The 25,711-nt window shown below is 66.1% G+C and carries 28 protein-coding genes and 1 pseudogene; 15 read left to right on the forward strand and 14 right to left on the reverse strand.

Features of this window, described 5'->3' with window-relative positions; genetic code table 11:
• Positions 1 to 128: 128 nt before the first annotated feature.
• Positions 129 to 578: pseudogene (locus ACRDTL_RS11940) on the forward strand (IS630 family transposase); the annotation flags it as partial.
• Positions 579 to 666: 88 nt separating this feature from the next.
• Here the strand turns inward: ACRDTL_RS11940 and ACRDTL_RS11945 are convergent.
• From ACRDTL_RS11945 to ACRDTL_RS11955, 3 genes are all read right to left on the reverse strand, one after another.
• Complete coding sequence (locus ACRDTL_RS11945) at positions 667 to 2,403, reverse strand: IS1634 family transposase (protein ID WP_431506916.1); 1,737 nt, start codon at positions 2,401 to 2,403, stop codon at positions 667 to 669.
• A 212-nt stretch (positions 2,404 to 2,615) separates the two neighbouring features.
• Positions 2,616 to 3,521 (reverse strand): SDR family oxidoreductase, encoded by a 906-nt coding sequence (locus tag ACRDTL_RS11950; RefSeq protein WP_431506917.1) that lies wholly within the window; start codon positions 3,519 to 3,521, stop codon positions 2,616 to 2,618.
• Between the two features lie 12 nt (positions 3,522 to 3,533).
• The gene (locus ACRDTL_RS11955) at positions 3,534 to 4,316 is read right to left on the reverse strand and encodes an SDR family oxidoreductase (RefSeq protein WP_431506918.1); all 783 of its coding nucleotides are present in this window, start codon (positions 4,314 to 4,316) and stop codon (positions 3,534 to 3,536) included.
• Positions 4,317 to 4,382: 66 nt separating this feature from the next.
• Here ACRDTL_RS11955 and echA20 point away from each other — a divergent pair, with 66 nt between their 5' ends.
• From echA20 to ACRDTL_RS11985, 6 genes are all read left to right on the forward strand, one after another.
• The gene (echA20, locus tag ACRDTL_RS11960; RefSeq protein WP_431506919.1) at positions 4,383 to 5,138 is read left to right on the forward strand and encodes a (7aS)-7a-methyl-1,5-dioxo-2,3,5,6,7,7a-hexahydro-1H-indene-carboxyl-CoA hydrolase; all 756 of its coding nucleotides are present in this window, start codon (positions 4,383 to 4,385) and stop codon (positions 5,136 to 5,138) included.
• Complete coding sequence (ipdA, locus tag ACRDTL_RS11965) at positions 5,135 to 6,019, forward strand: cholesterol ring-cleaving hydrolase subunit IpdA (RefSeq protein ID WP_431506920.1); 885 nt, start codon at positions 5,135 to 5,137, stop codon at positions 6,017 to 6,019. The genes echA20 and ipdA overlap by 4 nt, the downstream gene beginning before the upstream one ends.
• Complete coding sequence (gene ipdB, locus ACRDTL_RS11970; RefSeq protein WP_431506921.1) at positions 6,016 to 6,759, forward strand: cholesterol ring-cleaving hydrolase subunit IpdB; 744 nt, start codon at positions 6,016 to 6,018, stop codon at positions 6,757 to 6,759. Before ipdA ends, ipdB begins: the two co-directional genes overlap by 4 nt.
• Positions 6,756 to 7,826: a (3aS,4S,5R,7aS)-5-hydroxy-7a-methyl-1-oxo-octahydro-1H-indene-4-carboxyl-CoA dehydrogenase gene (ipdC, locus tag ACRDTL_RS11975; RefSeq protein ID WP_431506922.1), complete on the forward strand. Its 1,071-nt coding sequence runs from the start codon at positions 6,756 to 6,758 to the stop codon at positions 7,824 to 7,826. Before ipdB ends, ipdC begins: the two co-directional genes overlap by 4 nt.
• A 124-nt stretch (positions 7,827 to 7,950) precedes the next feature.
• Positions 7,951 to 8,364: an IS200/IS605 family transposase gene (gene tnpA, locus ACRDTL_RS11980; RefSeq protein ID WP_431506923.1), complete on the forward strand. Its 414-nt coding sequence runs from the start codon at positions 7,951 to 7,953 to the stop codon at positions 8,362 to 8,364.
• Entirely contained in the window at positions 8,361 to 9,878 is a 1,518-nt protein-coding gene (locus ACRDTL_RS11985) for an RNA-guided endonuclease InsQ/TnpB family protein (protein WP_431506924.1), read from the forward strand. Before tnpA ends, ACRDTL_RS11985 begins: the two co-directional genes overlap by 4 nt.
• 22 nt (positions 9,879 to 9,900) lie before the next feature.
• Here the strand turns inward: ACRDTL_RS11985 and ACRDTL_RS11990 are convergent, their stop codons facing one another.
• Positions 9,901 to 10,314, reverse strand: a complete 414-nt coding sequence (locus tag ACRDTL_RS11990) for a PIN domain-containing protein (RefSeq protein ID WP_431506925.1) — start codon at positions 10,312 to 10,314, stop codon at positions 9,901 to 9,903.
• The gene (locus tag ACRDTL_RS11995) at positions 10,311 to 10,559 is read right to left on the reverse strand and encodes an AbrB/MazE/SpoVT family DNA-binding domain-containing protein (protein ID WP_431506926.1); all 249 of its coding nucleotides are present in this window, start codon (positions 10,557 to 10,559) and stop codon (positions 10,311 to 10,313) included. Before ACRDTL_RS11995 ends, ACRDTL_RS11990 begins: the two co-directional genes overlap by 4 nt.
• Before the next feature lie 92 nt (positions 10,560 to 10,651).
• On the opposite strand from ACRDTL_RS11995, the gene ACRDTL_RS12000 reads away from it, so the two are divergent.
• Complete coding sequence (locus ACRDTL_RS12000) at positions 10,652 to 11,089, forward strand: hypothetical protein (RefSeq protein ID WP_431506927.1); 438 nt, start codon at positions 10,652 to 10,654, stop codon at positions 11,087 to 11,089.
• On the opposite strand, the gene fadA6 is transcribed toward ACRDTL_RS12000, so the two are convergent.
• Genes fadA6 through ipdE1 form a run of 4 tightly spaced genes read right to left on the reverse strand, consistent with a single transcriptional unit; the run spans position 11,073 to position 14,732 of the window.
• A complete protein-coding gene (fadA6, locus tag ACRDTL_RS12005) occupies positions 11,073 to 12,221 on the reverse strand; it encodes a steroid 3-ketoacyl-CoA thiolase FadA6 (protein ID WP_431506928.1) in 1,149 nt (382 codons plus the stop codon). The two genes, ACRDTL_RS12000 and fadA6, sit on opposite strands and share 17 nt — an antisense overlap.
• A gap of 2 nt (positions 12,222 to 12,223) precedes the next feature.
• Entirely contained in the window at positions 12,224 to 12,805 is a 582-nt protein-coding gene (gene kstR2 / locus ACRDTL_RS12010) for a TetR family transcriptional regulator KstR2 (RefSeq protein ID WP_431506929.1), read from the reverse strand.
• Positions 12,802 to 13,590: a (5R,7aS)-5-hydroxy-7a-methyl-1-oxo-2,3,5,6,7,7a-hexahydro-1H-indene-carboxyl-CoA reductase gene (gene ipdF, locus ACRDTL_RS12015; RefSeq protein WP_431506930.1), complete on the reverse strand. Its 789-nt coding sequence runs from the start codon at positions 13,588 to 13,590 to the stop codon at positions 12,802 to 12,804. Before ipdF ends, kstR2 begins: the two co-directional genes overlap by 4 nt.
• A complete protein-coding gene (gene ipdE1 / locus ACRDTL_RS12020; protein WP_431506931.1) occupies positions 13,587 to 14,732 on the reverse strand; it encodes an acyl-CoA dehydrogenase IpdE1 in 1,146 nt (381 codons plus the stop codon). The genes ipdF and ipdE1 overlap by 4 nt, the downstream gene beginning before the upstream one ends.
• A gap of 49 nt (positions 14,733 to 14,781) precedes the next feature.
• Between ipdE1 and fadD3 the strand changes: the two genes are divergently transcribed.
• Genes fadD3 through ACRDTL_RS12045 form a run of 5 tightly spaced genes read left to right on the forward strand, consistent with a single transcriptional unit; the run spans position 14,782 to position 20,553 of the window.
• Complete coding sequence (fadD3, locus tag ACRDTL_RS12025) at positions 14,782 to 16,311, forward strand: 3-((3aS,4S,7aS)-7a-methyl-1,5-dioxo-octahydro-1H-inden-4-yl)propanoate--CoA ligase FadD3 (RefSeq protein ID WP_431506932.1); 1,530 nt, start codon at positions 14,782 to 14,784, stop codon at positions 16,309 to 16,311.
• Complete coding sequence (locus ACRDTL_RS12030; RefSeq protein WP_431506933.1) at positions 16,312 to 17,442, forward strand: acyl-CoA dehydrogenase family protein; 1,131 nt, start codon at positions 16,312 to 16,314, stop codon at positions 17,440 to 17,442. It begins immediately after the preceding gene.
• A complete protein-coding gene (locus ACRDTL_RS12035) occupies positions 17,439 to 18,392 on the forward strand; it encodes an acyl-CoA dehydrogenase family protein (protein WP_431506934.1) in 954 nt (317 codons plus the stop codon). Before ACRDTL_RS12030 ends, ACRDTL_RS12035 begins: the two co-directional genes overlap by 4 nt.
• A gap of 49 nt (positions 18,393 to 18,441) precedes the next feature.
• Positions 18,442 to 19,383 carry an acyl-CoA dehydrogenase IpdE2 gene (ipdE2, locus tag ACRDTL_RS12040; RefSeq protein WP_431506935.1) on the forward strand — a complete coding sequence of 314 codons (942 nt, stop codon included), beginning with the start codon at positions 18,442 to 18,444 and terminating at the stop codon, positions 19,381 to 19,383.
• 9 nt (positions 19,384 to 19,392) lie between these two features.
• Complete coding sequence (locus ACRDTL_RS12045; RefSeq protein WP_431506936.1) at positions 19,393 to 20,553, forward strand: pyridoxal phosphate-dependent aminotransferase; 1,161 nt, start codon at positions 19,393 to 19,395, stop codon at positions 20,551 to 20,553.
• Here the strand turns inward: ACRDTL_RS12045 and ACRDTL_RS12050 are convergent.
• Positions 20,550 to 21,356 (reverse strand): PPOX class F420-dependent oxidoreductase, encoded by an 807-nt coding sequence (locus tag ACRDTL_RS12050; RefSeq protein WP_431506937.1) that lies wholly within the window; start codon positions 21,354 to 21,356, stop codon positions 20,550 to 20,552. The genes ACRDTL_RS12045 and ACRDTL_RS12050 overlap by 4 nt on opposite strands.
• 115 nt (positions 21,357 to 21,471) lie before the next feature.
• On the opposite strand from ACRDTL_RS12050, the gene ACRDTL_RS12055 reads away from it, so the two are divergent.
• Entirely contained in the window at positions 21,472 to 21,720 is a 249-nt protein-coding gene (locus tag ACRDTL_RS12055) for a ribbon-helix-helix domain-containing protein (protein WP_431506938.1), read from the forward strand.
• Entirely contained in the window at positions 21,707 to 22,135 is a 429-nt protein-coding gene (locus ACRDTL_RS12060) for a type II toxin-antitoxin system VapC family toxin (protein ID WP_431506965.1), read from the forward strand. The genes ACRDTL_RS12055 and ACRDTL_RS12060 overlap by 14 nt, the downstream gene beginning before the upstream one ends.
• 4 nt (positions 22,136 to 22,139) lie before the next feature.
• On the opposite strand, the gene hsaB is transcribed toward ACRDTL_RS12060, so the two are convergent.
• From hsaB to hsaA, 4 genes are read right to left on the reverse strand one after another with little or no spacing between them, the layout of a single operon-like run.
• The gene (hsaB, locus tag ACRDTL_RS12065) at positions 22,140 to 22,697 is read right to left on the reverse strand and encodes a 3-hydroxy-9,10-secoandrosta-1,3,5(10)-triene-9,17-dione monooxygenase reductase subunit (protein WP_431506939.1); all 558 of its coding nucleotides are present in this window, start codon (positions 22,695 to 22,697) and stop codon (positions 22,140 to 22,142) included.
• An 8-nt stretch (positions 22,698 to 22,705) separates the two neighbouring features.
• Positions 22,706 to 23,608, reverse strand: coding sequence for an iron-dependent extradiol dioxygenase HsaC (gene hsaC / locus ACRDTL_RS12070; protein WP_431506940.1), 903 nt, complete (start codon positions 23,606 to 23,608; stop codon positions 22,706 to 22,708).
• On the reverse strand, positions 23,608 to 24,480 hold the full coding sequence (gene hsaD / locus ACRDTL_RS12075; protein WP_431506941.1) for a 4,5:9,10-diseco-3-hydroxy-5,9,17-trioxoandrosta-1(10),2-diene-4-oate hydrolase: 873 nt from the start codon (positions 24,478 to 24,480) through the stop codon (positions 23,608 to 23,610). Before hsaD ends, hsaC begins: the two co-directional genes overlap by 1 nt.
• Positions 24,480 to 25,664 carry a 3-hydroxy-9,10-secoandrosta-1,3,5(10)-triene-9,17-dione monooxygenase oxygenase subunit gene (hsaA, locus tag ACRDTL_RS12080; protein ID WP_431506942.1) on the reverse strand — a complete coding sequence of 395 codons (1,185 nt, stop codon included), beginning with the start codon at positions 25,662 to 25,664 and terminating at the stop codon, positions 24,480 to 24,482. The genes hsaD and hsaA overlap by 1 nt, the downstream gene beginning before the upstream one ends.
• Positions 25,665 to 25,711 lie beyond the last annotated feature (47 nt).

Here is a 25,711-nt window from a genome sequence, read left to right on the forward strand (position 1 = left end):
CTGCACAGCTACCTCGCCGACCGACCCCCGACCGAGTTCGAGGACGCGATCTACGCTGACACACGGACCGACCAAGCCCTGGTCGGAATCCAATGAACCGAGCCTCCACCAGAACCAGGGCGCTTCAGTTCGCGGCGCTGGACGTGCTGACCGGCGCGGTGATCGGCCAGTGCCTCCCGCGGCACCGTCACACCGAGTTCCTGAAGTTCTTGAACACCATCGACCGTGAGGTACCCGAGGGACTGCAGGTCCATCTGATCCTGGACAACTACAGTACCCACAAGCACGCCGAGGTTGACCGTTGGCTTAAGCGGCACAAGCGTTTTCACTTGCACTTCACCCCGACCTCGTCGTCGTGGCTCAACCAGGTCGAGCGCTGGTTTCGTGACCTGACCGACAAGAACCTACGCCGCGGAGTATTCGCCAGCGTGCCCGACCTGATCACCAGCATCCAGGCATACCTCAACGCCCACAACGCCGATCCCACACCCTACGTATGGACCGCCACCGCCGAATCCATCCTCGCCAAAGTTCAACGCGCACGCACCAAACTCGGACAAGTAGTCAACCAAAACTGAGACGGACCACTAGTCCGAAGTTCCCCCTGATGGGTTGACGTGTGTTGGTTGACCTGGGGTTTTGGGTGTGGCTGGTGTGGCTTACTGCCTACGCGTAGCCCAGGCGGTGAGAGACATCGAGCAGGTCGAAGGCTCGCCGCTGCAGTGCGGTGGGGCTGGTGATCTTGTTGAATGCCGGCATGTCGTCGGTGGGCTGGATCTGGTTGGCGCAGATGGTGGCCAGGTCGGTGAGCAGGCTGGTGAAGCTGTGCACCGGGTAATCATCGTTGGTGCGTTTGCGTGCGGCCTTGGTGAGAGCTTGGTCGGAGCGTTGGGCGGGTGCGACGGGGTTGGCGCGTTTGGCGACGGCGGCGGGTTTGTCGTTGTCGACAAACAGGATTGGGGCCAGAGCGGCTTTCATGTGCCAGACGATGTAGTAGGACAGCATCCGCAAGAACATGTGCGCGCGGACTCGATCGGCGAGCCGATGCCGGATGGGGCGCACATCAAGTTCGCTGTTCAGCGTGCGAAAGAACCGCTCGACGTCGGCAAGGCTCTTGTAGCGGGCCACCACATCGTCGCGGTCCAGGGTGGGTTCGGGCAGGCTGGTGCGCAGCACGGAGATGCCATCCAGGGCGGCCTCGGCGGTGATCTGATCGTGTTTGCGGGTGAAGCGAAATGAGTCGTCGGTGATGTCAAGGTCAAAGTGCTTGGCCATCTTGTAGTGGTTGATCACCTTGCCCACCTTCAGGGCGATCTTGTCTTTGCCGCGCAGCGGGCGCTTGTCTCGGGCGGTGGCCGCAGCGATGGTGGCGAGTTCTTGTTCGGTGGCTGCCAGCAGTTCGGTGCGTTTGCGGGCCCGCTCCTCGGCCAGGGCGGGGTTGTGGCAGCACACCAGCCGCTCACCGGGGTAGTCGGGGTGGGCGATCTCAAACAGGTCTTGAGTATCGAATAGTGATAGCTGGATCGCGCCGGCTTCGACTAAGGCTTTGATCTGGGGGGCGCGCAGTGCGCTGATCCAATCCAGGGCGGCTGGGCGTAACTCGATGTCGATGCGGGCACTGGTGAGCATGCCACGATCGCCCACCAGCGCGACCCGGGAAAGCCCGAATCGGGTTTTGAGTTTCTGGATCTGGGCGGTCAGGGTTTTTGGGTCGGCGGTGTTGCCCTCGAACACTTCGATGGCGATCGGCACCCCGGCCGGGCTGCACAACAGCCCGTAGACGATCTGCAACCTGCCTTTGACCCCGTCTCTGGGGTGACCGATTTTGCCGAGCGGGCAGGTGCGGCCCTCAAAGGCCGCCGAGGACACGTCATAAAGCACCAGTGTTCCGTTGCTCAAATGTCGTGCAGCCAGGGTGTTTTCGATGCCGTCTTTGCGGGCCAGCACCCAATCCATCGCCGCGTACAGGTCATCCTCATCACAGCCGCCCACCCCGAGCAGCTGGCCCAGGGAGCTGGTGGCGGTCTCGGTGCGCAGCCCGCGCGCGAACGCCAGCTTGGAGCCCGGATCGATCACGGCCGCGATCAGCATCGCGGTCACCAGATCCCGGCGCCGCGACGGGGCTGGGTCGATCAGCTCCTCGATGCCCAACCGCCGTGCGCTGCCCAACACCGCCGCGACATGCCCGTGCGGCAGGCTGCGGGTGATCTCAAACGCCTCGGCAAGATCGGGCGCCGCCGCCGGCAGGCCCTTGAGCGCCCGCTGCAGTTTCTCCACCTTGTGCTCGGGCCAGCGCGACAGGTTGGCCAGGGTGCGGTTTTTCACCTTGCCGCCCTCGCGATAGCTTTCCCGCAGCAGGATCGCCGGCGGCGAGCCCCGGTTCGGCACCCGCGCCACGTACATGTCTATTGATATATCACATCAATGGGGTTATTTCCCGCAGCGACACGCAAATACACATAGCGATTATCGATATACATGTCTACTGAGCGGATCCGCCACGACCGCAATGCACCTGCTCACAACGGCGCGTGCCCTTCAAGGCCGCCCTAACAGGGGGAACTTCGGACTAGTCCTCCGCACAACGCCGACATGGCCCAGGACGGCTGGTCCGCCTAAGAACCAGATCCGTATACCGGCACCGGTGGTCGCGCCTTGGCCAGCAGGTCGGTGACCACCGGCCCGATCTCCGCCGGATCCCACTTCGCGCCCTTGTCGACCTGCGGGCCGTGCGCCCAGCCCTCAGCGACCCGGATCAAGCCGGCCTCGACCTCGAACACCTTGCCGGTGACGTCCTTCGATTCATTGCTGCCGAGCCACACCACCAGCGGTGAGACATTCTCCGGCGCCATCGCGTCGAACCCCTCGTCGGGCTTGGCCATGGTCTCGGCGAACACCGCCTCGGTCATCCGGGTCCGGGCGGCCGGCGCGATCGCGTTCACCGTGATCCCGTAGCGGCCGAGTTCGGCGGCGGCCACCAACGTCAGCGCGGCGATCCCCGCCTTGGCCGCCGAGTAATTGCCCTGCCCGACGCTGCCCTGCAGGCCGGCGCCCGAACTGGTGTTGATGATCCGCGCGTCCACCGGTTGACCGGCCTTGACCAACCCCCGCCAGTAGCCGGCGGCGTGCCGCAGTGTCGCGAAGTGGCCTTTGAGGTGCACGCGGATCACCGCGTCCCACTCCTCTTCGCTGGTATTGGCCAGCATCCGGTCGCGGATGAAACCGGCATTGTTGACCAGTACGTCGAGCCGGCCGAACGTGTCGACGGCGGTCTGGATCAGGTTTTGCGCGCCGGCCCAGTCGCCGACATCGTCGCCGTTGACGACGGCTTCCCCGCCGGCGGCCGTGATCTCCTCGACGACCGCATGAGCCGGGCTTTCGCCCGCGGAGCCGTCGAGTCCGACCCCGATGTCGTTGACCACCACGCGTGCGCCCTCGGCAGCGAACGCCAAGGCGTGCGCCCGCCCGATGCCGCGGCCCGCTCCGGTGACGATGACCACTCGGCCGTCGACCAAACCCATACCTGTTGCCCCTTACTGTTTGTTGGCGCTCGACGCGGCCAAATACGTCGGCGGCTCACCACCACCGTGGACCTCCAAGGTGGCACCACTGATGTACGACGCCACATCCGACGCCAAAAACGCGGCGGCCCAACCGACATCGGCAGGCTTGGCGAGCCTGCCCAACGGTACGGTGGCCGCGACCCTGGCGAGCGACTCGGCGTCGCCGTAAAACAATTCCGACTGTTCGGTTTCGACCATTCCCACCACCAGGGAATTCACCCGTACCTTCGGCGCCCACTCCACCGCCAGTGTGGCCGTTAGGTTTTCCACTCCCGCTTTAGCTGCTCCGTAAGCGGCCGTGCCCGGGGTGGGACGCCGGCCGCTGACGCTCGAGATGTTGACGATGGATCCGCCCTCGGGCTGTGCCTGCATATGAGCGTTCGCCTGTTGGGAGACCGTGAGTGGTCCAATCAGGTTGAGTTCGACGATTTTTCGGTTGAACTTCGGCGTTGCCTCTGCAGCAAGTACGTACGGCGATCCGCCCGCGTTGTTCACCACGACATCGATCCGCCCATGACGCTGCACGATCGCCTCGACCATTGCGGCGACCGCGTCTTCGTCACGCACATCACAGGCATGGAATTCATACTGCAAGTCCTCGACGACCCGGCGCGCACAGGTCACCACGACCGCGCCTTGCTCGGCGAAAACCGAACTGATCCCGGCGCCCACTCCCCGAACACCGCCGGTCACCAGCACCACGCGCCCGGCCAGCCCCAAGTTGATTGCAGGCTCTCCTTCGGCGTGAGTCACTGTGCTAGCGTACCAAGCAAGTGCTTGCTTAGGTACCCGGCCGGCCGTTTCGATAGGAAGTGCCAATTGTCCATCACCTCCACCACCACCGAACCGGGCATCGTCGCGGTCACCGTCGACTTCCCGCCCGTCAACGCCATCCCGTCGCGCGGCTGGTTCGACCTCGCCGACGCCCTGACCGCCGCCGGCGACAGCTCGGACACCCATGCGGTGATCCTGCGGGCCGAGGGCCGCGGCTTCAACGCCGGGGTGGACATCAAAGAGATGCAACGCACCCAGGCTGCCGGCCAGGGCTACACCGCGTTGATTGACGCCAACCGCGGCTGCTTCGCGGCGTTTCGCGCGGTCTACGAGTGCGCGGTCCCGGTGATCGCCGCGGTCAACGGGTTCTGTGTGGGCGGCGGAATCGGGCTGGTGGGTAACGCCGATGTCATCGTGGCTTCCGACGACGCCGTCTTCGGGCTGCCCGAAGTCGAGCGCGGCGCGCTGGGAGCGGCCACTCACCTGTCTCGGCTGGTGCCACAGCATGTGATGCGGCGGCTGTTCTTCACCGCGGCCACGGTGGACGCCGCGACCCTGCATCACTTCGGCTCGGTACACGAGGTGGTGCCCCGCGATGAACTCGACGAGGCCGCGTTGCGGGTGGCGCGCGACATCGCCGCCAAAGACACCCGGGTCATCCGGGCCGCCAAAGAGGCGCTGAACTTCATCGACGTGCAGCGGGTTAACTCCAGTTATCGGATGGAGCAAGGCTTTACGTTCGAACTCAACCTCGCCGGAGTTTCCGACGAGCACCGCGACGCGTTCGTGAAGAAGCCATGACCGATAAACGAATTACTCTCGACGACGCCGTCGCGCAATTGCGCAGCGGCATGACCATCGGGATCGGTGGCTGGGGATCGCGGCGCAAACCGATGGCCTTCGTGCGGGCCATCCTGCGTTCCGACGTCGGCGACCTGACCGTCGTCAGCTACGGCGGGCCTGACCTCGGACTGCTGTGTTCGACGGGCAAGGTGCGCCGCGTCTACTACGGCTTCGTGTCGCTGGATTCGCCGCCGTTCTACGACCCGTGGTTCGCTCATGCGCGCGCCAACGGCTTGATCGAGGCGCGGGAAATGGACGAGGGCATGCTGCGCTGCGGCCTGCAGGCGGCCGCGCAGCGGCTGCCGTTCCTGCCGGTCCGCGCCGGCCTGGGCAGTTCGGTGCCCGACTTCTTCGAGGGCGAATTGCAGACCGTCACGTCCCCCTATCCATCACCCGGCGGCGGGCACGAGACGCTGATCGCGATGCCGGCGCTACACCTGGACGCCGCGTTCGTGCATCTGAATCTTGCCGACGCCCAGGGCAATGCCGCCTACACCGGGATCGATCCCTACTTCGACGACCTGTATCTGATGGCCGCCGAGAAGCGCTACCTGTCGGTGGAAAAGGTGGTGCCCACCGAAGAGCTGGTCAAGGCGGTGCCGCCACAGGCGCTGCTGGTGAACCGGATGATGGTCGATGCGGTGGTGCAAGCACCCGGCGGCGCCCACTTCACCACCGCCGCACCCGATTACGGACGCGACGAGAAGTTTCAGCGGCACTACGCCGAAGCGGCCAAGTCCGAGGACACCTGGCGCCAGTTCGTCGCGACGTATCTGTCCGGCAGCGAAGCCGACTATCAGCAGGCCGTGCGCAAGTTTGCAACGGAGGAGTCCGCATGATCAGCCGAGCCGAAGTCTGCGTGATGGCCTGCGCCGAGCTGTTCCGCGACGCCGGCGAGATCATGGTCAGCCCGATGACGACGGTGGCCTCGGTCGGTGCCCGGCTGGCCCGGCTGACGTTCTCGCCCGACATCCTGCTCACCGACGGCGAGGCTCAGCTGCTGGCCGATACCCCCGCGCTGGGCGCGTCCGGCGCAGTCGAGGGCTGGATGCCGTTCGGGCGGGTCTTCGAGACGCTGGCGTGGGGACGCCGGCACGTGGTGATGGGCGCCAATCAGGTTGACCGCTACGGCAATCAGAACATCTCGGCGTTCGGGCCGCTGCAGCACCCGATCCGCCAGATGTTTGGTGTGCGCGGAGCGCCGGGCAACAGCATCAACCACGCCACCAGCTACTGGGTCGGCAACCATTCGCCGCGGGTGTTCTGCGACGCCGTCGACGTGGTCTCGGGAATCGGCTACGACAAGATCGACGCGGACAACCCGGCGTTCCGGTTCGTCAACGTCTATCGGGTGGTGTCCAACCTCGGGGTGTTCGACTTCGGCGGGCCCGACCACACCATGCGGGCGCTGAGCCTGCACACCGGGGTGTCGCCGGATGATGTCCGCGACGCCACGTCATTCGCGGTGCACGGTCTTTCCGACGCCGACGAGACGCGGCCGCCGAACGATGACGAGCTGCGGCTGATCCGCGAGGTGATCGACCCGAAATCGTTGCGCGACAAAGAGGTCCGAACATGAGATTGCGTACGCCGCTGACCGAGCTGGTCGGTGTCGAGCATCCGGTGGTGCAAACCGGGATGGGCTGGGTGGCCGGCCCGCGGCTGGTCTCGGCCACCGCCAACGCCGGCGGACTCGGAATACTGGCATCGGCCACGATGACGCTCGACGAGTTGGCGATGGCGATCGGCAAGGTCAAGGCCGCTACCGACAAGCCGTTCGGTGTCAACATCCGCGCCGACGCCGCCGACGCCGGCGACCGGGTGGATCTGATGATCCGCGAAGGGGTCAAGGTGGCGTCGTTCGCCTTGGCGCCCAAGCAGGAACTGATCGGCCGGCTCAAAGACGCTGGTGCAGTGGTGGTCCCGTCGGTCGGCGCGGCCAAACATGCCCGCAAGGTGGCGACCTGGGGCGCGGATGCGGTGATCGTTCAGGGCGGTGAGGGCGGTGGCCACACCGGGCCGGTCGCGACCACGCTGCTGTTGCCGTCGGTGCTGGATGCGTTGAACGGAACCGACATTCCTGTCATCGCCGCCGGCGGGTTCTTCGACGGGCGCGGGCTGGCCGCGGCGCTGTGCTACGGCGCGGCGGGGGTGGCGATGGGCACCCGGTTTTTGCTCACCTCGGATTCCACCGTGCCCGACGCCGTCAAGCGCCGCTATCTGGAGGCCGGGCTGGACGGCACGGTGGTCACCATCCGCGTCGACGGCATGCCGCACCGGGTGCTGCGCACCGGGCTGGTCGAGAAGCTGGAAAGCGGTTCGCGGGCACGGGGTTTCGCTGCAGCTTTGCGCAACGCCGCCAAGTTCAAGAAGATGTCGCAGATGACCTGGCCGTCGATGATCCGCGACGGCTTGACGATGCGACACGGTAAGGAACTCACCTGGTCGCAGGTGGTCATGGCGGCCAATACCCCGATGCTGCTGAAAGCCGGACTGGTCGAAGGCAATACCGAGGCCGGCGTACTGGCTTCCGGCCAGGTGGCCGGCATCCTCGAGGACCTGCCTTCGTGCGCCGACCTGATCCAGACGATCGTTCGTGACGCAATCGAGCACCTGCAGGCAGCGGCCGCGCTGGTGGAGAACTAACGCCCCCGGTCAGACCACCGATGAGCCCCGAGGGGGTCGGTCGCTTTGGCGGCCGGGGGAATCGGGGCGTAGGCGAACAGCGTGGTCAGGCGAGTTGTCGGTGTCGTTGCGTAGGGTTCGGTTCATGTCGGGTCAGCGGTTTCGTCGCACGCCGGGAGGCGTGTGCTCGCTGGGCCTGCATCTGGTGTGGTGCCCGAAGTATCGGCGCCGGGTGTTGGGCGCGCGGGTCGCGCGCCGCTTGCACGAGCTGATCGAGCAGATCGCTGCCGAGCAGGGTTGGCAGATCGTGGCTCATGAAGTGATGCCCGATCATGTGCACTTGTTCGTGCGGGTCGGGCCGACCGACGCGCCGGCCGCGGTGATGCGCGCGTTTAAAGGGCGCACCGCGCGGGTGCTCCGCCAGGAGTTTGCGCACTTGCGGAATTTTGCGAAGGTGTTGTGGTCACCGGCGTATTTCGCCGCCTCGGTCGACTACGTGTCGGAGACGACGGTGCGCCGCTACAGCGAGCACCGGTGGGACGCGGTGGCGGCGTCATGAGTCAACAGGTCAACATCACCCGCGCCCGCCTGCACGGCAGTGCGGTGTATCTGGGCGACGTCACGGGGCCAGATGGCGCCCAGATGCCGGTGTGGTCGGCCAACCCGGATGAGGTTTTGAGCTGGCTGTGTGATGGGTTCCGGTTCCGGTTCAATCAGCGCCGCTCGGCCCGCTGCCGTTACCTGACGTGCGAGGACCGTGCCGGGGAGCGGGTCATCGTGAGCGATCCGGCCGGTGTGCCGGTCCTGGTGCCGATCGGTAACAGCGTCACCGACATCACCGATGTTCAGGCGCGTCGCCAACATAGTTTCTTGGCGGCGATGCCCGGCTACGTGGTGGAAGCGACACTGAAGACCGAGAACACCGACTGGTTTTCGGCGACTAAACGCCGAAAGACGAATGTCGCTAACGGCCGTAAGCCCGGGGCGATGCCGGGTTTCCGCCGTAAGGATTCCGATCAACGGTTTGTGTGCTGGTTCAACGGCGGCCGCAACGCGGTGTTCACCCGCACCGGCCGGCGCTCGGGCATGGTGACGATCCGCGGGGCTAATCCGTCTGCGCACCGCGCACCAGGGGCGGGGCCTGACGGTAAACCGCGCACGCTGGCCTGGCGGATCACGCTGCAGGTGCGGCTATCGCAGCCGATCCGGGCGTACACGTCGGTGCGGGTGAACTGGACACGACGCGAGTTGGTGTTCGTCAACGAGCCACTGCCGGTCACCGGCCGCGCCGGCGGCGGTGCGGTGATCGGGATTGATCGCGGCGTGGTGCATACTGCCGCCGATGACCGCGGCGGGTTCTACGACGCCCCCGACACCGCCGCTTTAGACAAGCAGCGGAAGTTTCATCAGCGGCGGATGGCCAAATCGAAGGTGATCGCCGCACGGCAGGGGCGCCGGTTTTGGGAGTCCAAACGCTACCAAGCACACAAGGCCGCCGCCGCGAAGGTGGCGGCTAAACAGGTGCGGGTGCGTGCGGATTTCGCGCACAAGCTCAGTACCCAACTCGTACGCGGGCACGATTTCATCGGCATCGAGAAACTGTCCCTGCAGCGCATGACCCGGCGCGGCAAAGGCAAAGGAGCCGCGCAGAAGCGGGGACTCAACCGGGCACTGCAGAATGCCGCGCTCGGCAAACTCGCCAAGTGCATCGAATACAAAGCCAATCTAGCGGGGGTGCCCTTCATCGAGGTGCCCGCCGCCTACACCAGTCAGCGTTGCCATCAGTGTGGACACACGTGCAAGGGGAACCGCGAAAGCCAAGCGGTGTTCCGTTGCCTCTCGTGCGCTTGGACCGGCAATGCAGACACTAACGCCGCCGTGAACGTGCGTGAGGAAGCCCTCAAGCGGTGGGCGGCACACACCGAACAACTGGCTGGGACATCCGGCGAAAAGCCGGGCGGGATCACACCCGTCAGCCAGGCGGGGAGCAAGAGTAAGACCGACCCCCACACGGGTCCGGCCCCTGGGCCGGCGGCATCTGCGATGAACCGCAAACCACCCAACGCCGCCTAACGGCCAAGGGAATCCCCCGCTTTCAAGCGGTGGAGGATGTCAATGGCGGCTCGATCCGCGCGACGGTGTGGATCCGATCGATGGACCGGTCGAAGGAAGCGACCCTGTCAATGCCTGTGCTCTCCGCGCAGGCGACGAGGTAGGCCTCCGCGAAGTCGATGCGGTCGGTTTCATAGACCTCGATCGCTCGAAGGAGCAGTGCCGGATCCACGCAGACAATCGAGTCGAAGGCGACGAGTGAGCGTAATGCCTGGGCAATTTGGTCGCGCGGCGCTTCGTAGAACGACTCCAACACGTACACCGTCTCGGCCGCGACGAGGTCGGTCAGCAGCAACTCTCGTTCGGCCGCAAGGTATGAAGTCGCGCGCGCCGCCAGATCCGGCGGGTCACCGGTCAGATGGCGGACCAGGACGTTCGTATCAACGAATGCGCTCACCGTCGAGAAACAGCTCGATCCGATCTCGTGCGTCGAATCACGTCGTCCCATGCAACATTGCGCTTCGCCGCCGGCACCCGGATCGTGCCGGCCAAGGCTAGTAAGTCGGGTGTGCGCGCAAGCATGGCGCGCACACCCTCGACACGGAAGATGACCTCGTCTCCCTCCCTAATGCCGAGCGCATCCCGCACCACCTTGGGGATGGTCACCTGCCCTTTCGATGTCACCGTGGCCGCGGCGTCCATTGTGTCTCCTTACTTCCCTATTGGGGTAAGGATAGCTCGGCAGCCCGGGAAAGTCGCCCGCCGCAACAGACCCTGGGTGACATGCTGTGCCCATGGCCACGCTGAGGAACGGCTTCCGGCAAAGTGCCGCAGCTCCGCCCGCCGCCGACAGTATCGGGGTGGCCGGGTCGATCGGCACCGCCGACAGTATCGGGGTGGCCGGCTCGATCGCCAGCGCCGGCAGCATCGGGGTGGCCGGCTCGATCGCCACCGCCGGCAGCATCGCGGTGGCCGGCTCGATCGCCACCGCCGGCAGCATCGCGGTGGCCGGCAGTCTGATGATGTTCTTGTGCGCGGCCACCCGATTCTCCGTGGCGTGCGTCGCCTGCCTGAGATGCACCCAATGCGTGGGTTGCATCGGCTGCCTGGGCTGCACCGACTGCATCGGGTGCATCGGGTGCGTGAACTGTTCAGGGTTACGCGGTGTGGTCGGCGCACGCGACATGCACGTGCAAACCGGCGAACCGGTTGGCGCTACAGCCGTTCGATGATCGTGACGTTGGCGGTGCCGCCGCCCTCGCACATCGTCTGCAGACCGTAACGGCCGCCGGTCCGCTCGAGTTCGTTGAGCATGGTGGTGAACAGCTTGGCCCCGGTGGCGCCCAGCGGGTGACCCAAAGCGATCGCGCCGCCGTTGGGGTTGACCTTTTCCGGGTCGGTCTTGATTTCCTTGAGCCAGGCCATAACCACCGGCGCGAACGCCTCGTTGATCTCGACGACGTCGATGTCATCGATAGACAGCCCGGTCCGCTCCAGCGCGTGGCGGGTGGCCGGGATCGGCCCGGTCAGCATGAATACCGGGTCGGCGCCACGCGCGCTGATGTGGTGGATGCGCGCCCGCGGGGTCAGCTTGTGGTCTTTGACCGCCTGCTCGGAGGCCAGCAACACCGCACTGGCCCCGTCGGAGATCTGGCTGGCCACCGCCGCGGTCAACCGGCCGCCCTCGGTCAACGTCGGCAGCGCGGCCATTTTCTCCAATGACGTCTCGCGCGGTCCTTCGTCGATCCGGAACCCGTCCACCGCGACGACCTCGTTGTCGAAATGCCCACCCCTGATCGCAGCCAGCGCCCGCTGATGGCTGGTGAGCGCGAACCGCTCCATCTCCTCGCGGGACAGGTTCCATTTCTCGGCGATCAGCTCCGCACCGCGGAACTGCGAGATCTCCTGATCGCCGTAGCGGTGCAGCCAGTTCTTCGACTCGCCGGTCGGCGAGGTGAAACCGAATTCTTTGCCGACCGTCATCGCCGACGCGATCGGGATCTGGCTCATGTTCTGCACGCCACCAGCCAGAATCAGGTCGGCGGTACCGGACATGATCGCCTGTGCGCCAAACGAAATCGCCTGTTGGCTGGAGCCGCATTGCCGATCCACGGTGACACCGGGGACCTCCTCCGGATAGCCGGCCGCCAACCACGCCAGCCGGCCGATGTTGCCGGCCTGCCCGCCGATGGCGTCCACACAACCGACGATCACGTCGTCGACAGCAGCGGGGTCGACGTCGACACGTTCGAACAATCCGTGGAAACCGGCCACTCCCAAGTCGATCGGATGCACACCGGCCAGCGATCCGTTGCGCTTGCCGACCGCGGTCCGCACAGCCTCCACGACGTACGCCTCTGTCATATCTATCTCCTTTGATTTGACGTGATTCCGCCAAGGACGATGGCGAGATACTGTCGGCCCACCTGCTCGCCGGTGAGCGGTCCGCCCGGCTGATACCAGCGCACCGACACCCAGGTGGTGTCGCGGATGAAACGGTAAACCAGATCGACGTCGAGGTCCGGCCGGAAGTAGCCCTCCTCGATGCCCTGGTGCAGCACGTCGACCCACATCTTGCGCTGCTGCTTGTTCATGTCCTCGATATAGGAGAACCGCGGCGCAGACAGCAATCGCTTGGCCTCGTCCTGGTAGATGACGACCTGCGCATGCCGATGCTCGATCGCGTCGAACGACGCCATGAACAGCCCCTTGAGCCGCTCGAGCGGATTGGGCTGGGTGTCGACGATCTCCTGGTAGCGGTCGAACAGCCAGTCCAAAAAGCTGCGCAGCAACTCGTCGACCATCTCCTCCTTGGAGGCGAAGTGGTGGTAGAGGCTGCCGGACAGGATGCCGGCACCGTCGGCGATGTCGCGCACCGTGGTCGCGCGTAAGCCGCGCTCGGCGAACATCGTCGCCGCCAGCGCCAGAAGTTCGTCGCGCCGGTTCATGGGTGCTGACTCGACACCGAAATCACTTCGCCGGTCAGGTAACTGGAGTAGTCGCTGGCCAAAAACGCGATGGTGGCCGCCACCTCCCACGGCTCGGCGGCCCGGCCGAATGCCTCGTCGGCCGACAACCGGTCGAGCAGTTCCGCCGAGGTGGTCTTGTCCAGGAACTTGTGCCGGGCGATGCTGGGCGACACCGCGTTGATCCGCACGCCGTATTCGACGGCCTCGACCGCGCTGCACCGGGTCAACGCCATCACCCCGGCCTTGGCCGCCGCGTAGTGCGCCTGCGAGTGCTGGGCCCGCCAGCCCAGCACACTGGCGTTGTTGACGACCACGCCGCCGTGGCCGGCATCGCGGAAGTAGCGCAGCGCCGCACGGGTGGCACGAAATACCGATGTCAGGGTGACATCGAGCACCCGGTCCCATTCCTCGTCGGTCATGTCGGCCACCGGCGTCTGCCCGCCCAGGCCGGCGTTGTTGACCAGCACGTCGATGCGGCCCAGCCGCGCGGTGGCCGACGCGATCAGCGCGTCGACCTGCGCGGTGGAGGTGACGTCGCAGAGTACGTGCTCAACGCGCCCCAGGCCCAGTGCGGACAGCTCCTCGGCGGTCGCCCCGAGCCGTCGTTCGTGGTGATCGGAGATGACGACGTCGGCGCCCTCGATCAGCACGCGCCGGGCGGTGGCCGATCCGATGCCGGTGCCGGCGGCCGCCGTGACGATCACCACCTTGCCGGTCAGAAGGCTGTGTCCGGCAACCTCTTCGGGTGCGACGGCTAGCGTCATCGCGCCTCCCTGGGTAGGCCGAGCACCCGCTCGGCAATGATGTTGCGCTGAATCTCGTTGGAGCCGCCGTAGATGGTGTCGGCCCGGGTGAACAGGTAGAGGCGCTGCCACTCGTCGAAGCCACCGTCGGCCAGCACCATGCCCGCCTTGCCCCGCGCGTCCATCGCGATCTCGCCGAGCTCCCGGTGCCAGTTGGCCCACAACAGTTTTGACACGTTGTCCTGCCCGGGTTGTTCGACGTCCATGGTGGCCAACGCATATGAGCGCATCGCCCGCAAGCCTGCCCAGGACCGGGTCAGCCGTTCGCGGATCAACGGGTCGTCGGCGGCACCCGTGCGCTTGGCGAGTTCCACCACGCCATTCAGTTCGCGCGCGTAGACGATCTGTTGGCCGAGCGTGGAAACGCCGCGCTCGAATGTCAGCGTTCCCATTGCGACCCGCCAGCCGTCACCGGGCGCGCCGACCACCAGGTCGGCATCGGTGCGGGCGTCGTCGAAGAACACCTCGTTGAACTCCGAGTCACCGGTCAGCTGGACGATCGGGCGGATCTGTACCCCGGGCTGGTCGAGCGGCACCAGCAGATACGACAAGCCGGCGTGGCGCTTGGAGCCCTTCTCGGTGCGCGCCACCACGAAGCACCACTGTGCCCAGTGCGCCAGCGACGTCCAGACCTTCTGCCCGTTGATCACCCACTGGTCGCCGTCGAGCACCGCCGCGGTGGAGACATTGGCCAGGTCGCTGCCCGCGCCGGGCTCGGAATACCCCTGACACCACAACTCGGTGACGTCGAGGATTCGGGGCAAAAACCGCCGCTGCTGCTCGGGCGTGCCGAACTCGATCAACGTCGGCCCGAGCAGTTCCTCACCGAAATGGTTGACCTTCTCCGGGGCGTTGGCGAGCGCGTATTCCTCGTAGAACGCCACCCGGTGTGCGACCGACAGGCCGCGGCCGCCATGCTCGGCCGGCCAGCCCAAACACGTCAGCCCCGCTTCGGCGAGATGCTGATTCCAGGCGCGGCGTCCCTCGAACGCCTCGTGCTCGCGGCCCGGCCCGCCGAGGCCCTTGAGCGTGGCGAATTCGCCGACCAGGTTCTCGGCCAGCCAGGCGCGCACCTCGGCCCGGAACTCCTCGACCTGTTGCATCCCTGTAGGCTAACCTACCAAGCACTTGCTTTGTTAGGAGCATGCATCGATGTCTAACGATCCGCAGACCATTCCTGCGGTTCTGGACCGCGTCGCAGGTGAACTTCCCGACCACGACGCGCTGATCACCCCGGATCGCCGGCTCACCTTCAGCGAGCTGCGCGCCGAGGTGCGTCAGGCCGCCGCGGCGCTGATCAAACTCGGCATTCGGGCCGGTGACCGGGTGGCGATCTGGTCGCCGAACACCTGGCACTGGGTCATCGCGTGCCTGGCCACGCACTACGCCGGGGCCGCCATGGTGCCGCTGAACACCCGCTACACCGCCGCTGAGGCCACCGACATCCTGGCCCGCACCGGCGCTCCGTTGCTGGTGGCGATGGGTGAGTTCGTCGGCGCGGACAAGGCCGCCGACCTCGACCGCGGCGCCCTGCCCGATCTGCGTCACATCGTGCGGGTGCCGGTAGACGCGGCCGACGGGACGTGGCGGGAGTTTATAGCCGCCGGCTCTGACAGCACGGCTCTGGCCGCCGCCGACGCCCGCGCCGCCGCAGTGCGCCCCGACGACGTCTCCGACATCCTGTTCACGTCGGGCACCACCGGCCGCAGCAAGGGAGTGCGGTGCGCGCACCGTCAGTCGCTCGCCGGCCCGGCGGCATGGGCGGCCTGCGGCAAGATCACCAGCGACGACCGCTACCTGTGCATCAACCCGTTCTTTCACAACTTCGGCTACAAGGCCGGAATCCTGGCTTGCCTGCAGACCGGGGCCACGTTGATCCCGCAGCTGACCTACGAGCCTGAGCAGGCCATGCACGCGGTGGCCGAGCATCGGGTCACCGTGTTGCCCGGCCCACCAACGATTTTCCAGACGCTGCTCGACCATCCCGCCCGCGCCGCCTACGACCTGAGCTCGCTGCGGTTCGCGGTCACCGGCGCGGCCAGCGTGCCGGTGGTGCTGATCGAGCGGATGCAGCAGGAGCTCGACATCGACATCGTGTTGACCGCCTACGGCCTGACGGAGGCAGGAGGGTTCGGCACCATGTGCCGTGCCGACGACGACCCGGTAACGGTGGCCACCACCTGCGGGCGACCGATCGCCGATTTCGAGCTACGCATCGGGGACCGCAGCGAGGTGCTGCTGCGCGGCCCCAACGTGATGCTCGGCTATCTCGACGACCCCCAAGCCACGGCCGCGGCCATCGACCGCGACGGCTGGCTGCACACCGGTGACGTCGGAAAGCTCGATGCCGCAGGCAATCTGCAGATCACCGACCGGCTCAAGGACATGTACATCTGCGGGGGGTTCAATGTCTACCCCGCGGAGGTCGAGCAGGTGCTCACCCGGCTGGACGGTGTGCTCGACGCTGCGGTGATCGGCGTGCCCGACGAGCGGCTCGGCGAGGTAGGCCGGGCCTTCCTGGTGACACGGCCCGGCTGCGGCCTCGACGAGCAGGCGGTGATCGCCTACACACGTGAACATTTGGCAAATTTCAAGGCCCCCCGATCGGTGAGGTTTGTCGACACGCTGCCACGCAACGCGGGCGGCAAGGTCGCCAAGCCGCTACTGCGAGAGATGGCATAGATGGACCTTGATTTCGATGACGAAACCCGGGCGTTCCAGAACGAGGTGCGCGAGTTCCTGGCAGCCAACAAGGCCTCGTTTCCCACGAAGTCCTATGACACTGCCGAAGGCTTTGAGCAGCACCGGCGTTGGGACAAAGTACTCTTCGATGCGGGGTTGTCGGTGATCACCTGGCCGGGTAAGTATGGTGGGCGCGACGCCACGCTGCTGCAGTGGGTGGTCTTCGAGGAGGAGTACTTCCGCGCCGGCGCGCCGGGGCGGGCGAGCGCCAACGGCACTTCGATGCTGGCGCCGACGCTGTTCGCGCACGGCACCGAGGAACAGTTGGACCGGGTGCTGCCCAAGATGGCCAGCGGCGAAGAGATCTGGGCGCAGGCCTGGTCGGAACCCGAGTCCGGCAGCGACCTGGCATCGCTGCGGTCAACCGCGGCGAAGACCGACGGCGGCTGGCTGCTCAACGGCCAAAAGATCTGGAGTTCGCGAGCTCCGTTCGGGGAAAGGGCTTTCGGGTTGTTTCGCTCAGATCCGGACGCCGAACGCCACCGTGGGCTGACATATTTCATGTTCGACCTGAAGGCCAACGGGATCACCGTGCGGCCAATCGCACAACTCGGTGGTGACACCGGTTTCGGTGAGATCTTTCTTGACGACGTCTTCGTGCCCGGCAAAGACGTGATCGGCGGGGTGCACGACGGCTGGCGCGCAGCGATGAGCACGTCGAGCAACGAACGCGGCATGTCGCTGCGTAGCCCGGCCCGGTTCGTCGCAGCCGCTGAGCAGCTCGCCGAGCTGTGGAAAGACGCGGGCAACATCACTTTTGGTGACGAGGTGGCCGATGCATGGATCAGGGCACACGCATACCGACTGCACACTTTCGGCACTGTGAGCCGACTGGCCAGCGGTGGTGAACTCGGCGCCGAATCGTCGGTGACCAAGGTGTTCTGGTCAGACCTCGACGTCGCACTGCACCAGACCGCGCTGGATATCCGCGGCGCAGACGGTGAGCTGGCCGGCTCCTGGACCGACGGTTTGCTGTTCGCGCTGGGCGGCCCGATCTATGCGGGCACCAACGAAATTCAGCGCAATATCATCGCCGAACGGCTGCTGGGACTGCCACGGGAGGCCAAATGAGATTTGAGTTAGACGCACAGCAGCGCGATTTCGCGGCCAGTATCGACGCCGCGCTGGCGTCAGCCGACGTCCCGGGGGCAGTGCGCGCTTGGGCCAATAGTGACACCGCGCCAGGCCGAAAGGTATGGGCCCGGTTGGCCGACCTGGGAGTGACCGCCCTGGCGGTGCCGGAGCGGTTCGACGGCCTCGATGCACATCCGGTCGACCTGATCGTCGCGATGGAGCGGCTCGGGCGCTGGTGTGTACCGGGCCCGGTCACCGAATCCATTGCGGTGGCGCCGATCCTGCTGGCCGACGACGAGCGGTGTGCCGCGCTGGCCGCCGGTGAACTTCTCGCCTCGGTCGCGCTGCCGCCGCAGGTGCCGCGGGCGGTGGACGCCGATGCCGCCGGGCTGGTGCTGCTTGCCGATTCGGACCGGGTCACCGAGGCCACCGCCGGTGAACCGCACCAGTCCGTCGACCCCAGTCGCCGCCTGTTCGACGTCGCCGCCACCGCCTCGTCGTGGAATGCCGACGTCGCACGCGCTTACGAGTTCGGCGCACTGGCCACCGCCGCCCAACTGGTCGGCGCCGGGCAGGCGCTGCTGGACACGGCCGTCGGCTACGCCAAACAGCGGGCCCAGTTCGGCCAGGTGATCGGCTCCTATCAGGCGATCAAACACAAACTCGCCGACGTGCACATCGCCGTCGAGTTGGCCCGTCCGCTGGTCTACGGCGCCGCGTTGTCGCTGGGAAATCACTCTGGCGATACCGCCCGCGATGTCGGCGCCGCCAAGGCCGCGGCGTCCGATGCCGCATTGCTGGCCGCCCGGGCTGCGCTGCAGACCCACGGTGCCATCGGTTTCACCGCCGAACACGACTTGTCGCTATGGCTGCTGCGGGTACAGGCGCTGCGGCCGGCCTGGGGCGACCCGGCGGCGCATCGGCGGCGGGTATTGGAGGCCTTATGAGCGCCGGCGACGATGCAGAGCGCGCAGCGCGATGAGGAGGAGCGGCGCTATGACACACGAACGCGAACTGCTGCGGGAGACCGTGGCGACCCTGGTGGCCAAGCACGCGTCGCCCGCCGCGGTGCGCGAGGCGATGGAATCGGCCAGCGGCTACGACGAATCGCTGTGGCGGCTGCTGTGCGAGCAGGTCGGCGTCGCCGCGCTGGTGGTGCCGGAGGCATACGGCGGTGCGGGGGGCGATCTCGGTGACGCCGCCGTCGTCGTCGAGGAGCTCGGCAAGGGGCTGGTGCCCACCCCGCTGTTGGGCACCACACTCGCCGAACTGGCTCTGCTCGCCGCCGACGATCCGGACGCCGGCGCGCTGGAGCGGCTGGCCGAGGGTATGGCGGTCGGCGCGGTGGTGTTCGATCCCGGTTATGTGGTCAACGGAGCCATCGCAGACATCGTCATCGGTGCTACCGACGGAAAACTCACCCGGTGGAGCGAGTTCAGCGCCGAGCCTGTCGACGGCATGGACCCCACCCGCAGGCTGGCCCGTGTCACACCGCAGCGCACCGAGGCGATCGGTGCCGACCCCGGCATCGCCGAGACCGCCGCGATCTTGCTGGCCGCCGAACAAATCGGCGCGGCGGCGCGCTGCCTAGAACTGACCGTCGACTACACCAAGGAGCGAGTGCAGTTCGGTCGGCCGATCGGCAGCTTCCAAGCCCTCAAACACCGGATGGCCGATCTCTACGTCGCGGTGCAGGCCGCCCGCGCCGTGGTGAACGACGCGGTCGCGGATCCGTCGCCGACTGCGGCAGCGCTGGCCCGCATCGCCGCCAGCGAAGCACTCAACACGGTGGCCGCCGAAAGCATTCAGCTGCATGGCGGAATCGCGATCACCTGGGAACACGACATGCACCTGTACTTCAAACGCGCACACGGCAGTTCACAACTGCTGGGTCCACCGCGCGAACACCTGCGCCGGCTCGAATCCGAAGTGTTCTAACCTGGGCACATGAACGACCGCGTTTCCCTGCGTGCGGGGATCCCACCGTTCCATGTGATGGACGTCTGGCTGGCGGCCGCCGAGCGGCAGCGCACCCACGGCGATCTGGTGAACCTGTCGGCGGGTCAGCCGAGTGCCGGGGCCCCTGAGCCCGTGCGCGCCGCCGCGGCGGCCGCGCTGCATCTCAACCAGCTTGGTTACACAGTGGCGCTGGGTATTCCGGAACTGCGCGCCGCGATCGCGACCACGTATCAGGATCGGTACGCGCTGCCGGTCGATGTTGACGACGTCGTAATCACGACGGGGTCATCGGGGGGATTTCTGCTGGCGTTTTTGGCCTGTTTCGATGTCGGCGACCGGGTGGCGGTAAGCAGTCCCGGATACCCGTGCTACCGCAATATCCTGTCCGCGCTCGGGTGCGAGGTCGTCGAGATCGAATGCGGGCCACAGACCCGGTTTCAGCCCACCGCACAGATGCTCGCCGAACTCGACCCGCCGGTGGCGGGGGTGGTGGTGGCCAGCCCGGCCAACCCGACCGGAACTGTCATCCCGCCCGCTGAGCTGGCGGAGATCGCGGCCTGGTGTGATGCAACGGGCGCGCGGCTGATCAGTGACGAGGTATACCACGGGCTGGTGTATGAGGGCGCGCCGCAGACCAGCTGCGCATGGCAGACATCGCGTAATGCCGTGGTGGTCAACAGCTTTTCCAAGTACTACGCGATGACGGGTTGGCGGCTGGGCTGGCTGCTGGTGCCGGCCGAACTGCGCCGTGCGGTGGACTGCCTGACCGGCAACTTCACCATCTGCCCACCCGCGCTGTCGCAGTACGCCGCCATTGCGGCGTTCACCCCGGAAGCGATCGTCGAGGCCGACGGGCATCTGCACCAGTACGCGCTCAACCGTCGGCTGTTGCTTGACGGTTTGCGCGACATCGGCATCGGCCGGCTGGCCCCCACCGACGGTGCGTTCTACGTCTACGCCGACGTCTCCGATTTCACCACCGATTCGATGGAGTTCTGTTCGAAGTTGTTGGCGGACACCGGCGTCGCGATCGCACCGGGCATCGACTTCGACACCGTGCGGGGCGGTTCGTTCGTCCGGCTATCGTTCGCCGGGCCGGCCGGTGACATCCAGAAGGCGCTGCGCCGAATCGGCCCGTGGCTGAACTAAGCGAACGGAGCCGGCGGAATCAATTCGGCATGCACCGTGCGCCCGTACTTGTGCCGCATGAGCCGATGCGCCAAAGGCACCAGCACGCCATGCAGCAATGGGTACTTACGGCGCAGCAAACGCGCAGCGAGCTGATACTCACCGCCGTCCAGTAGCCGCACTCGGCCGGGTTGCACAGAGCCCGTCGGCTTGCCCGATGCTGTAGCCGGCCCGAATTCGACACTCGGGTTGCGGTGTATCCGTCGGACCTTGACCGCCCGCTCGAAACTCCGAAAGTAAGCATGCTCACCGTCGACCACAATGCTCACCGGACTGCTGCCGGGTGTTCCGTCCTTCCGAAAGGTGGTGAGCCTGATCGTCTTCTGCCGCACGAACGGAGCCAACCTCGGATCAGCTGCGGTGCCGACGGCGCCCAGCACATAGCCGAGTTGACGTAGCCGCAGCACGAACGCTGCAACCAGCGCCAGCGACACGACGCCGAGGACCCATGCTTGTGCGGCCGAACCGCCGAGGCTGAGGTCCGTCATGTGGTTCACCATGTGGATAGTGTTCGCCACGATGAATCCGGTCAATGCGGTGGCCAATGCGTCGGCCCAGATAAGCGCGAGCAGCAGCATGACACCAAGGCCCAGTTGGAACGCGCCAACGTCATGCAGAAAATGCTCGTGAGCTTCGAAACGCACAAAATCGGCGAACGATCCGGGATCGACAAGACACCAGATCCCAATCCAAACGTTGGCCAGCCCGACCAGGGCCGTCACCGTCACCAGGTATGCGCGCGCTGCCGTGCTCAAAGGTCTCATCGTTGTGTCTCCTCTGACAACTCATCCTCGATACCTAGACGGGGTCGCACGCTGATGCGTGACAAGACGGACTGCTGGTCATCATGATGCGACTAGATGATGCTATGATGCGTGCGTGCGCACCACGGTCAATATCGACGATCATCTGCTCGCCGAGGCGAAGATCCTCGCCGCGAGAACATCGCGATCGCTCGGCGCGGTGCTTGACGACGCGTTACGTGTCATGCTGCGCCGAGTCGATGATGAACCGGGCCGCGGAGAATTTCGGCTGCCGACGCATGGCGCCGGAGGGTTGCAACCCGGCGTGGACCTGGAGGACCGGGAAGCCCTGGCCCAGCTGATAGGTGACAATGCTGCTCCTTGACGTGAACGTCTGCGTGTATGCGATCCGCGAGGACAGCCCCGATCACGAGGTCTATCGGACGTGGGTCGACGCTGTGCTCGCCGGTGACGAACCGGTGGGCATCAGCGAACTCGTGCTCTCTGGTGTCGTTCGACTGATCACCAACCACCGAGTCTTTCGACAGCCCAGCTCGACCGCGCAGGCGCTCGGCGCGTGCCGTGCGCTTCGGACTGCGCCGACCGCCATCCCATTGCGGCCAGGGCCACGACACTGGGACATCTTCGATTCGCTTTGTGCCGAAATCGGGGCAAAGGCGAACACAGTTCCCGACGCATACCATGCCGCACTGGCGATCGAAAACGGCGCGACGTGGGTTACCACCGACCGTTCATTCGCCCGTTTTCCGGGTCTGCGCTGGCGCCGGCCCTTCGATTAACCCACTACAGCCAGGTGTCCTGGGTGGTGGTAGTCAGGAACGCCTCGAGATCGTCCCGCCACTGCGCCGGGGTGGTTTTATCCGGCTCGATGCCGGTGTAGTCGCCGCGATAGAACAGTAGCGGGCGCGGCTTGATCCTGGGCACCTCAGACAGCGATTTCACCGCGCCGAACACCACGAAGTGATCGCCGCCGTCGTGCACCGAGGCGACTGCGCAGTCGATGTAGGCCAGCGATCCGTCGATGATCGGCGACCCCAACGGTGACGGGCTCCAATCGATGTCGGTGAACTTGTCCGTTTCCTTGGAGCCGAATCGGGCCGAGACTTCTTTTTGGCTCTCGGTCAGCACGTTGACGCAGAACTTCCCGCTGGCCTCGATGGCCTGCCATGACCGCGACACCTTGGTCGGGCAGAACAACACCAGCGGCGGTTCCAACGACAGCGCGGCGAATGACTGGCAGGCGAACCCGATCGGAACGTCGTCGCGAACCGAGGTGATGATCGTGATCCCGGTGCAGAACTGCCCCAACACCTGCCGGAAGGTTCGCGAATCGATCGACATCGCAGGTACTAACCGCGGGCGCCGATCGTGAAGTCATGCCCCCACAGGCTCACCGCGGTGCTTTCCCGGGCGACCCAGTCGCGGTCCTTGACTTGCCTCCCCTCACAACCGAATTCGACATCGAATCCGCCGGGAGTCTTCATGTAGAACGACAGCATCAGGTCGTTGACGTGCCGGCCCAGGGTGGCCGACATCGGCACCTTGCGCCGCAACGCCCGGTCCAGGCACAGCCCGACGTCGTCGGAGTTGTCCACCTCGACCATCAGGTGCACGATGCCGCTTGGGGTGGGCATGGGCAGAAAAGCCAGGCTGTGGTGCCGGGGGTTGCAGCCGAAGAACCGCAGCCAGGCCGGCGGTCCGTCGGCGGGCCGGCCGACCAGCTGGGGCGGCAGCCGCATCGAGTCACGCAGCTTGAAGCCGAGCACGTCGCGGTAGAAGTGCAGCGCCTCGACGTCGTCGCGGGTGGACAGCACCACGTGGCCCAGGCCCTGCCCAGCGGTGACGAACTTGTGCCCGTAGGGGCTGACGACCCGGCGGTGCTCCAGCGCAACGCCGTGGAAGACCTCCAGGCAATTACCGGATGGATCGGCGAATTGGATCATTTCGTCGACCCGCCGATCCGCCAGCTCGGCGGCGGTGGCCTCCTTGTGCGGTGTGCCCTCGATATCCAGCCGGTTGCGGATCTCCTGCAGGCCTTCGGCGTTCGCGCATTCCCAGCCTGCTGCCGACAGCCTGTCGTGTTGGCCGGGCACGATCACCAGCCGGGCCGGGAAGTCGTCCATCCGCAGATACAGCGCGCCCTCGGTGGTTCCGGTGCCCTCGACCATGCCGAGGACTTTCAGGCCGTACTCTCGCCACGCCGCCACATCGGTGGCCTCGATGCGCAGATAGCCCAGCGACCGGATGCTCATCACGCACCTCCCAGGAAATCGATGGTCAGTTTGTTGAACTCGTCGAACTTCTCCACCTGTGCCCAGTGTCCACACTGCCCGAAGACGTGCAGCTGCACACGCGGAATGGTCTTCAAAGCGACCAGTGCACCGTCCAGCGGATTGACCCGGTCCTCGCGGCCCCAGATCAGCAGTACCGGCTGACGCAGCCGGTACGCCTCGCGCCACATCATGCCGAGCTCGAAATCGGCTCCGGCGAACGACTTTCCCATCGCGATCGTCGCCGCCAGCGATTCGGGCGTGCTGGCCAGCGCGAAACGCTCCTCCACCAACTCCGGGGTGATGAGCTTGCGGTCATGGACCATGATCTTCAGGAACGCCTCGAGGTTCGCCCGGGTGGGCGTCATGGCGAACTTGTTCAGCCGCCTGACCCCTTCGGTGGGATCGGGCGCGAACAGGTTGACGCTCAGCCCGCCGGGGCCCATCAGCACCAGCCGGCCGGCGCGAGCGGGGTGATCGAGCGCGAACCGGACCGCGGTGCCACCCCCCAGCGAGTTGCCGACCAACGGGGCTCGCCCGATGCCGAGTTGGTCGAACAAGCCCGCCAGAGCCGTTGCGGCATAGCGGTTGAACTGGCCGTGCTCGGCGCGTTTATCCGAGTGCCCGTAGCCCGGCTGGTCGACGGCCAGCACGTGAAAGTGGTTGGCCAGCACGCTGATGTTGGCCGAGAAGTTCGACCAGCTCGACGCACCCGGGCCGCCGCCGTGCAGCAGTACCACGGTCTGCGGATTACCCACCCCCGCCTCGTGGTAGTGCAGTCTCAGCGGTCCGTCGACATCCACTTCCGCATAGCGCGACGTTGATTCAAACGTCAGCTCTTCAACAGCTGTCATCAGACCATCGTGTCGCCGGGCGGCAACCCGAACTCTTGGTTGCCGAAGATCACGTACGCCCGCTCCGGGTCGTTGGCCGCGTGCACCCGGCCGGCGTGCGCGTCGCGCCAGAACCGTTGGATCGGAGCGTCATTGGCCAGCGCGGTGGCGCCGGACGCCTCGAACAGCCGGTCGACCGAAGCGATCGCGCGGCCGGTGGCCCGGACCTGGTCGCGGCGGGCGCGGGCACGCAGCTCGAACGGAATCTCCCGGCCGGCGGCCAACAACGCGTATTCGTCGCTGACGTTGCCGATCAGCTGACGCCACGCCGCATCGATGTCGCTGGCAGCCTCGGCGATGCGGACCTTGGCGAACGGATCATCCTTGGCCTTTTCCCCGGCGAACGCGGCACGCACCCGCTTGCCCTGATGCTCGACGTGGGCGTCGTAGGCGCCGTAGGCCATCCCGACGATGGGCGCCGAGATCGTGGTGGGATGCACGGTGCCCCAAGGCATCTTGTACACCGGTGCGGTGTTGGTTGCCAGCCCGCCGGCGGTGTGGTCGTTCATCGCCTTGTAGGACAGGAATCGGTGCCGCGGGACGAAGACGTCCTTGACCACTAGTGTGTTGCTGCCGGTCCCGCGCAGCCCCACCACGTGCCAGACATCGTCGATGCGGTACTCGGAGCGCGGGACCAAAAAGCTGCCGAAGTCGACGGGCCGGCCATCCTTGATCACCGGGCCACCGACGAACGTCCAGGTGGCGTGATCACATCCTGACGACCAATTCCACGACCCGTTGACCAGGTATCCACCATCGACCACAGTGCCGGCACCCATGGGGGCATACGACGAGGAGATCCGCACATTGGTGTCCTCACCCCAGACCTCCTCCTGAGCCTGCTGGTCGAACAGCGCCAGATGCCAGTTGTGCACGCCGACGATCGAGCCCACCCAGCCGGTGGAGCCACAGGCACTGGCAAGACGGCGCGCGGCCTCGTAGAACAGCGCGGGGTCACATTCGAGGCCACCCCACTGCTTTGGCTGCAGTAACCTGAAGAAGCCGATCTCCTGCAGCTCGCTCACCGTGGCGTCCGGCAACCGGCGTAGATCCTCGGTCTCTTGTGCGCGTTGCCGCAACTTCGGCAGCAGATCATCGATGCCGGCCAGGACCGAGTCCGCGTCACGCTGTTGAATGGACGTCACTGCATTGCCTCCCAGAAGTGGCCTACTCAAAACAGAGACTAGAACAC

It is taken from the genome of Mycobacterium sp. (assembly GCF_050700595.1).
Classification (GTDB): Bacteria; Actinomycetota; Actinomycetes; order Mycobacteriales; family Mycobacteriaceae; genus Mycobacterium.

What these genes read in the sequence shown, in the direction of transcription:
- ACRDTL_RS11945 (WP_431506916.1), bottom strand. Translation starts at nt 2,403, where the DNA reads ATGTACGTGGCGCGGGTGCCGAACCGGGGCTCGCCGCCGGCGATCCTG.
- ACRDTL_RS11950 (WP_431506917.1), bottom strand. Translation starts at nt 3,521, where the DNA reads ATGGGTTTGGTCGACGGCCGAGTGGTCATCGTCACCGGAGCGGGCCGC.
- ipdA (WP_431506920.1), top strand. Translation starts at nt 5,135, where the DNA reads ATGACCGATAAACGAATTACTCTCGACGACGCCGTCGCGCAATTGCGC.
- ipdB (WP_431506921.1), top strand. Translation starts at nt 6,016, where the DNA reads ATGATCAGCCGAGCCGAAGTCTGCGTGATGGCCTGCGCCGAGCTGTTC.
- ipdC (WP_431506922.1), top strand. Translation starts at nt 6,756, where the DNA reads ATGAGATTGCGTACGCCGCTGACCGAGCTGGTCGGTGTCGAGCATCCG.
- tnpA (WP_431506923.1), top strand. Translation starts at nt 7,951, where the DNA reads ATGTCGGGTCAGCGGTTTCGTCGCACGCCGGGAGGCGTGTGCTCGCTG.
- ACRDTL_RS11985 (WP_431506924.1), top strand. Translation starts at nt 8,361, where the DNA reads ATGAGTCAACAGGTCAACATCACCCGCGCCCGCCTGCACGGCAGTGCG.
- ACRDTL_RS11995 (WP_431506926.1), bottom strand. Translation starts at nt 10,559, where the DNA reads ATGGACGCCGCGGCCACGGTGACATCGAAAGGGCAGGTGACCATCCCC.
- ACRDTL_RS12000 (WP_431506927.1), top strand. Translation starts at nt 10,652, where the DNA reads ATGGCCACGCTGAGGAACGGCTTCCGGCAAAGTGCCGCAGCTCCGCCC.
- fadA6 (WP_431506928.1), bottom strand. Translation starts at nt 12,221, where the DNA reads ATGACAGAGGCGTACGTCGTGGAGGCTGTGCGGACCGCGGTCGGCAAG.
- kstR2 (WP_431506929.1), bottom strand. Translation starts at nt 12,805, where the DNA reads ATGAACCGGCGCGACGAACTTCTGGCGCTGGCGGCGACGATGTTCGCC.
- ipdF (WP_431506930.1), bottom strand. Translation starts at nt 13,590, where the DNA reads ATGACGCTAGCCGTCGCACCCGAAGAGGTTGCCGGACACAGCCTTCTG.
- ipdE1 (WP_431506931.1), bottom strand. Translation starts at nt 14,732, where the DNA reads ATGCAACAGGTCGAGGAGTTCCGGGCCGAGGTGCGCGCCTGGCTGGCC.
- fadD3 (WP_431506932.1), top strand. Translation starts at nt 14,782, where the DNA reads ATGTCTAACGATCCGCAGACCATTCCTGCGGTTCTGGACCGCGTCGCA.
- ACRDTL_RS12030 (WP_431506933.1), top strand. Translation starts at nt 16,312, where the DNA reads ATGGACCTTGATTTCGATGACGAAACCCGGGCGTTCCAGAACGAGGTG.
- ACRDTL_RS12035 (WP_431506934.1), top strand. Translation starts at nt 17,439, where the DNA reads ATGAGATTTGAGTTAGACGCACAGCAGCGCGATTTCGCGGCCAGTATC.
- ipdE2 (WP_431506935.1), top strand. Translation starts at nt 18,442, where the DNA reads ATGACACACGAACGCGAACTGCTGCGGGAGACCGTGGCGACCCTGGTG.
- ACRDTL_RS12045 (WP_431506936.1), top strand. Translation starts at nt 19,393, where the DNA reads ATGAACGACCGCGTTTCCCTGCGTGCGGGGATCCCACCGTTCCATGTG.
- ACRDTL_RS12050 (WP_431506937.1), bottom strand. Translation starts at nt 21,356, where the DNA reads ATGAGACCTTTGAGCACGGCAGCGCGCGCATACCTGGTGACGGTGACG.
- ACRDTL_RS12060 (WP_431506965.1), top strand. Translation starts at nt 21,707, where the DNA reads ATGCTGCTCCTTGACGTGAACGTCTGCGTGTATGCGATCCGCGAGGAC.
- hsaB (WP_431506939.1), bottom strand. Translation starts at nt 22,697, where the DNA reads ATGTCGATCGATTCGCGAACCTTCCGGCAGGTGTTGGGGCAGTTCTGC.
- hsaC (WP_431506940.1), bottom strand. Translation starts at nt 23,608, where the DNA reads ATGAGCATCCGGTCGCTGGGCTATCTGCGCATCGAGGCCACCGATGTG.
- hsaD (WP_431506941.1), bottom strand. Translation starts at nt 24,480, where the DNA reads ATGACAGCTGTTGAAGAGCTGACGTTTGAATCAACGTCGCGCTATGCG.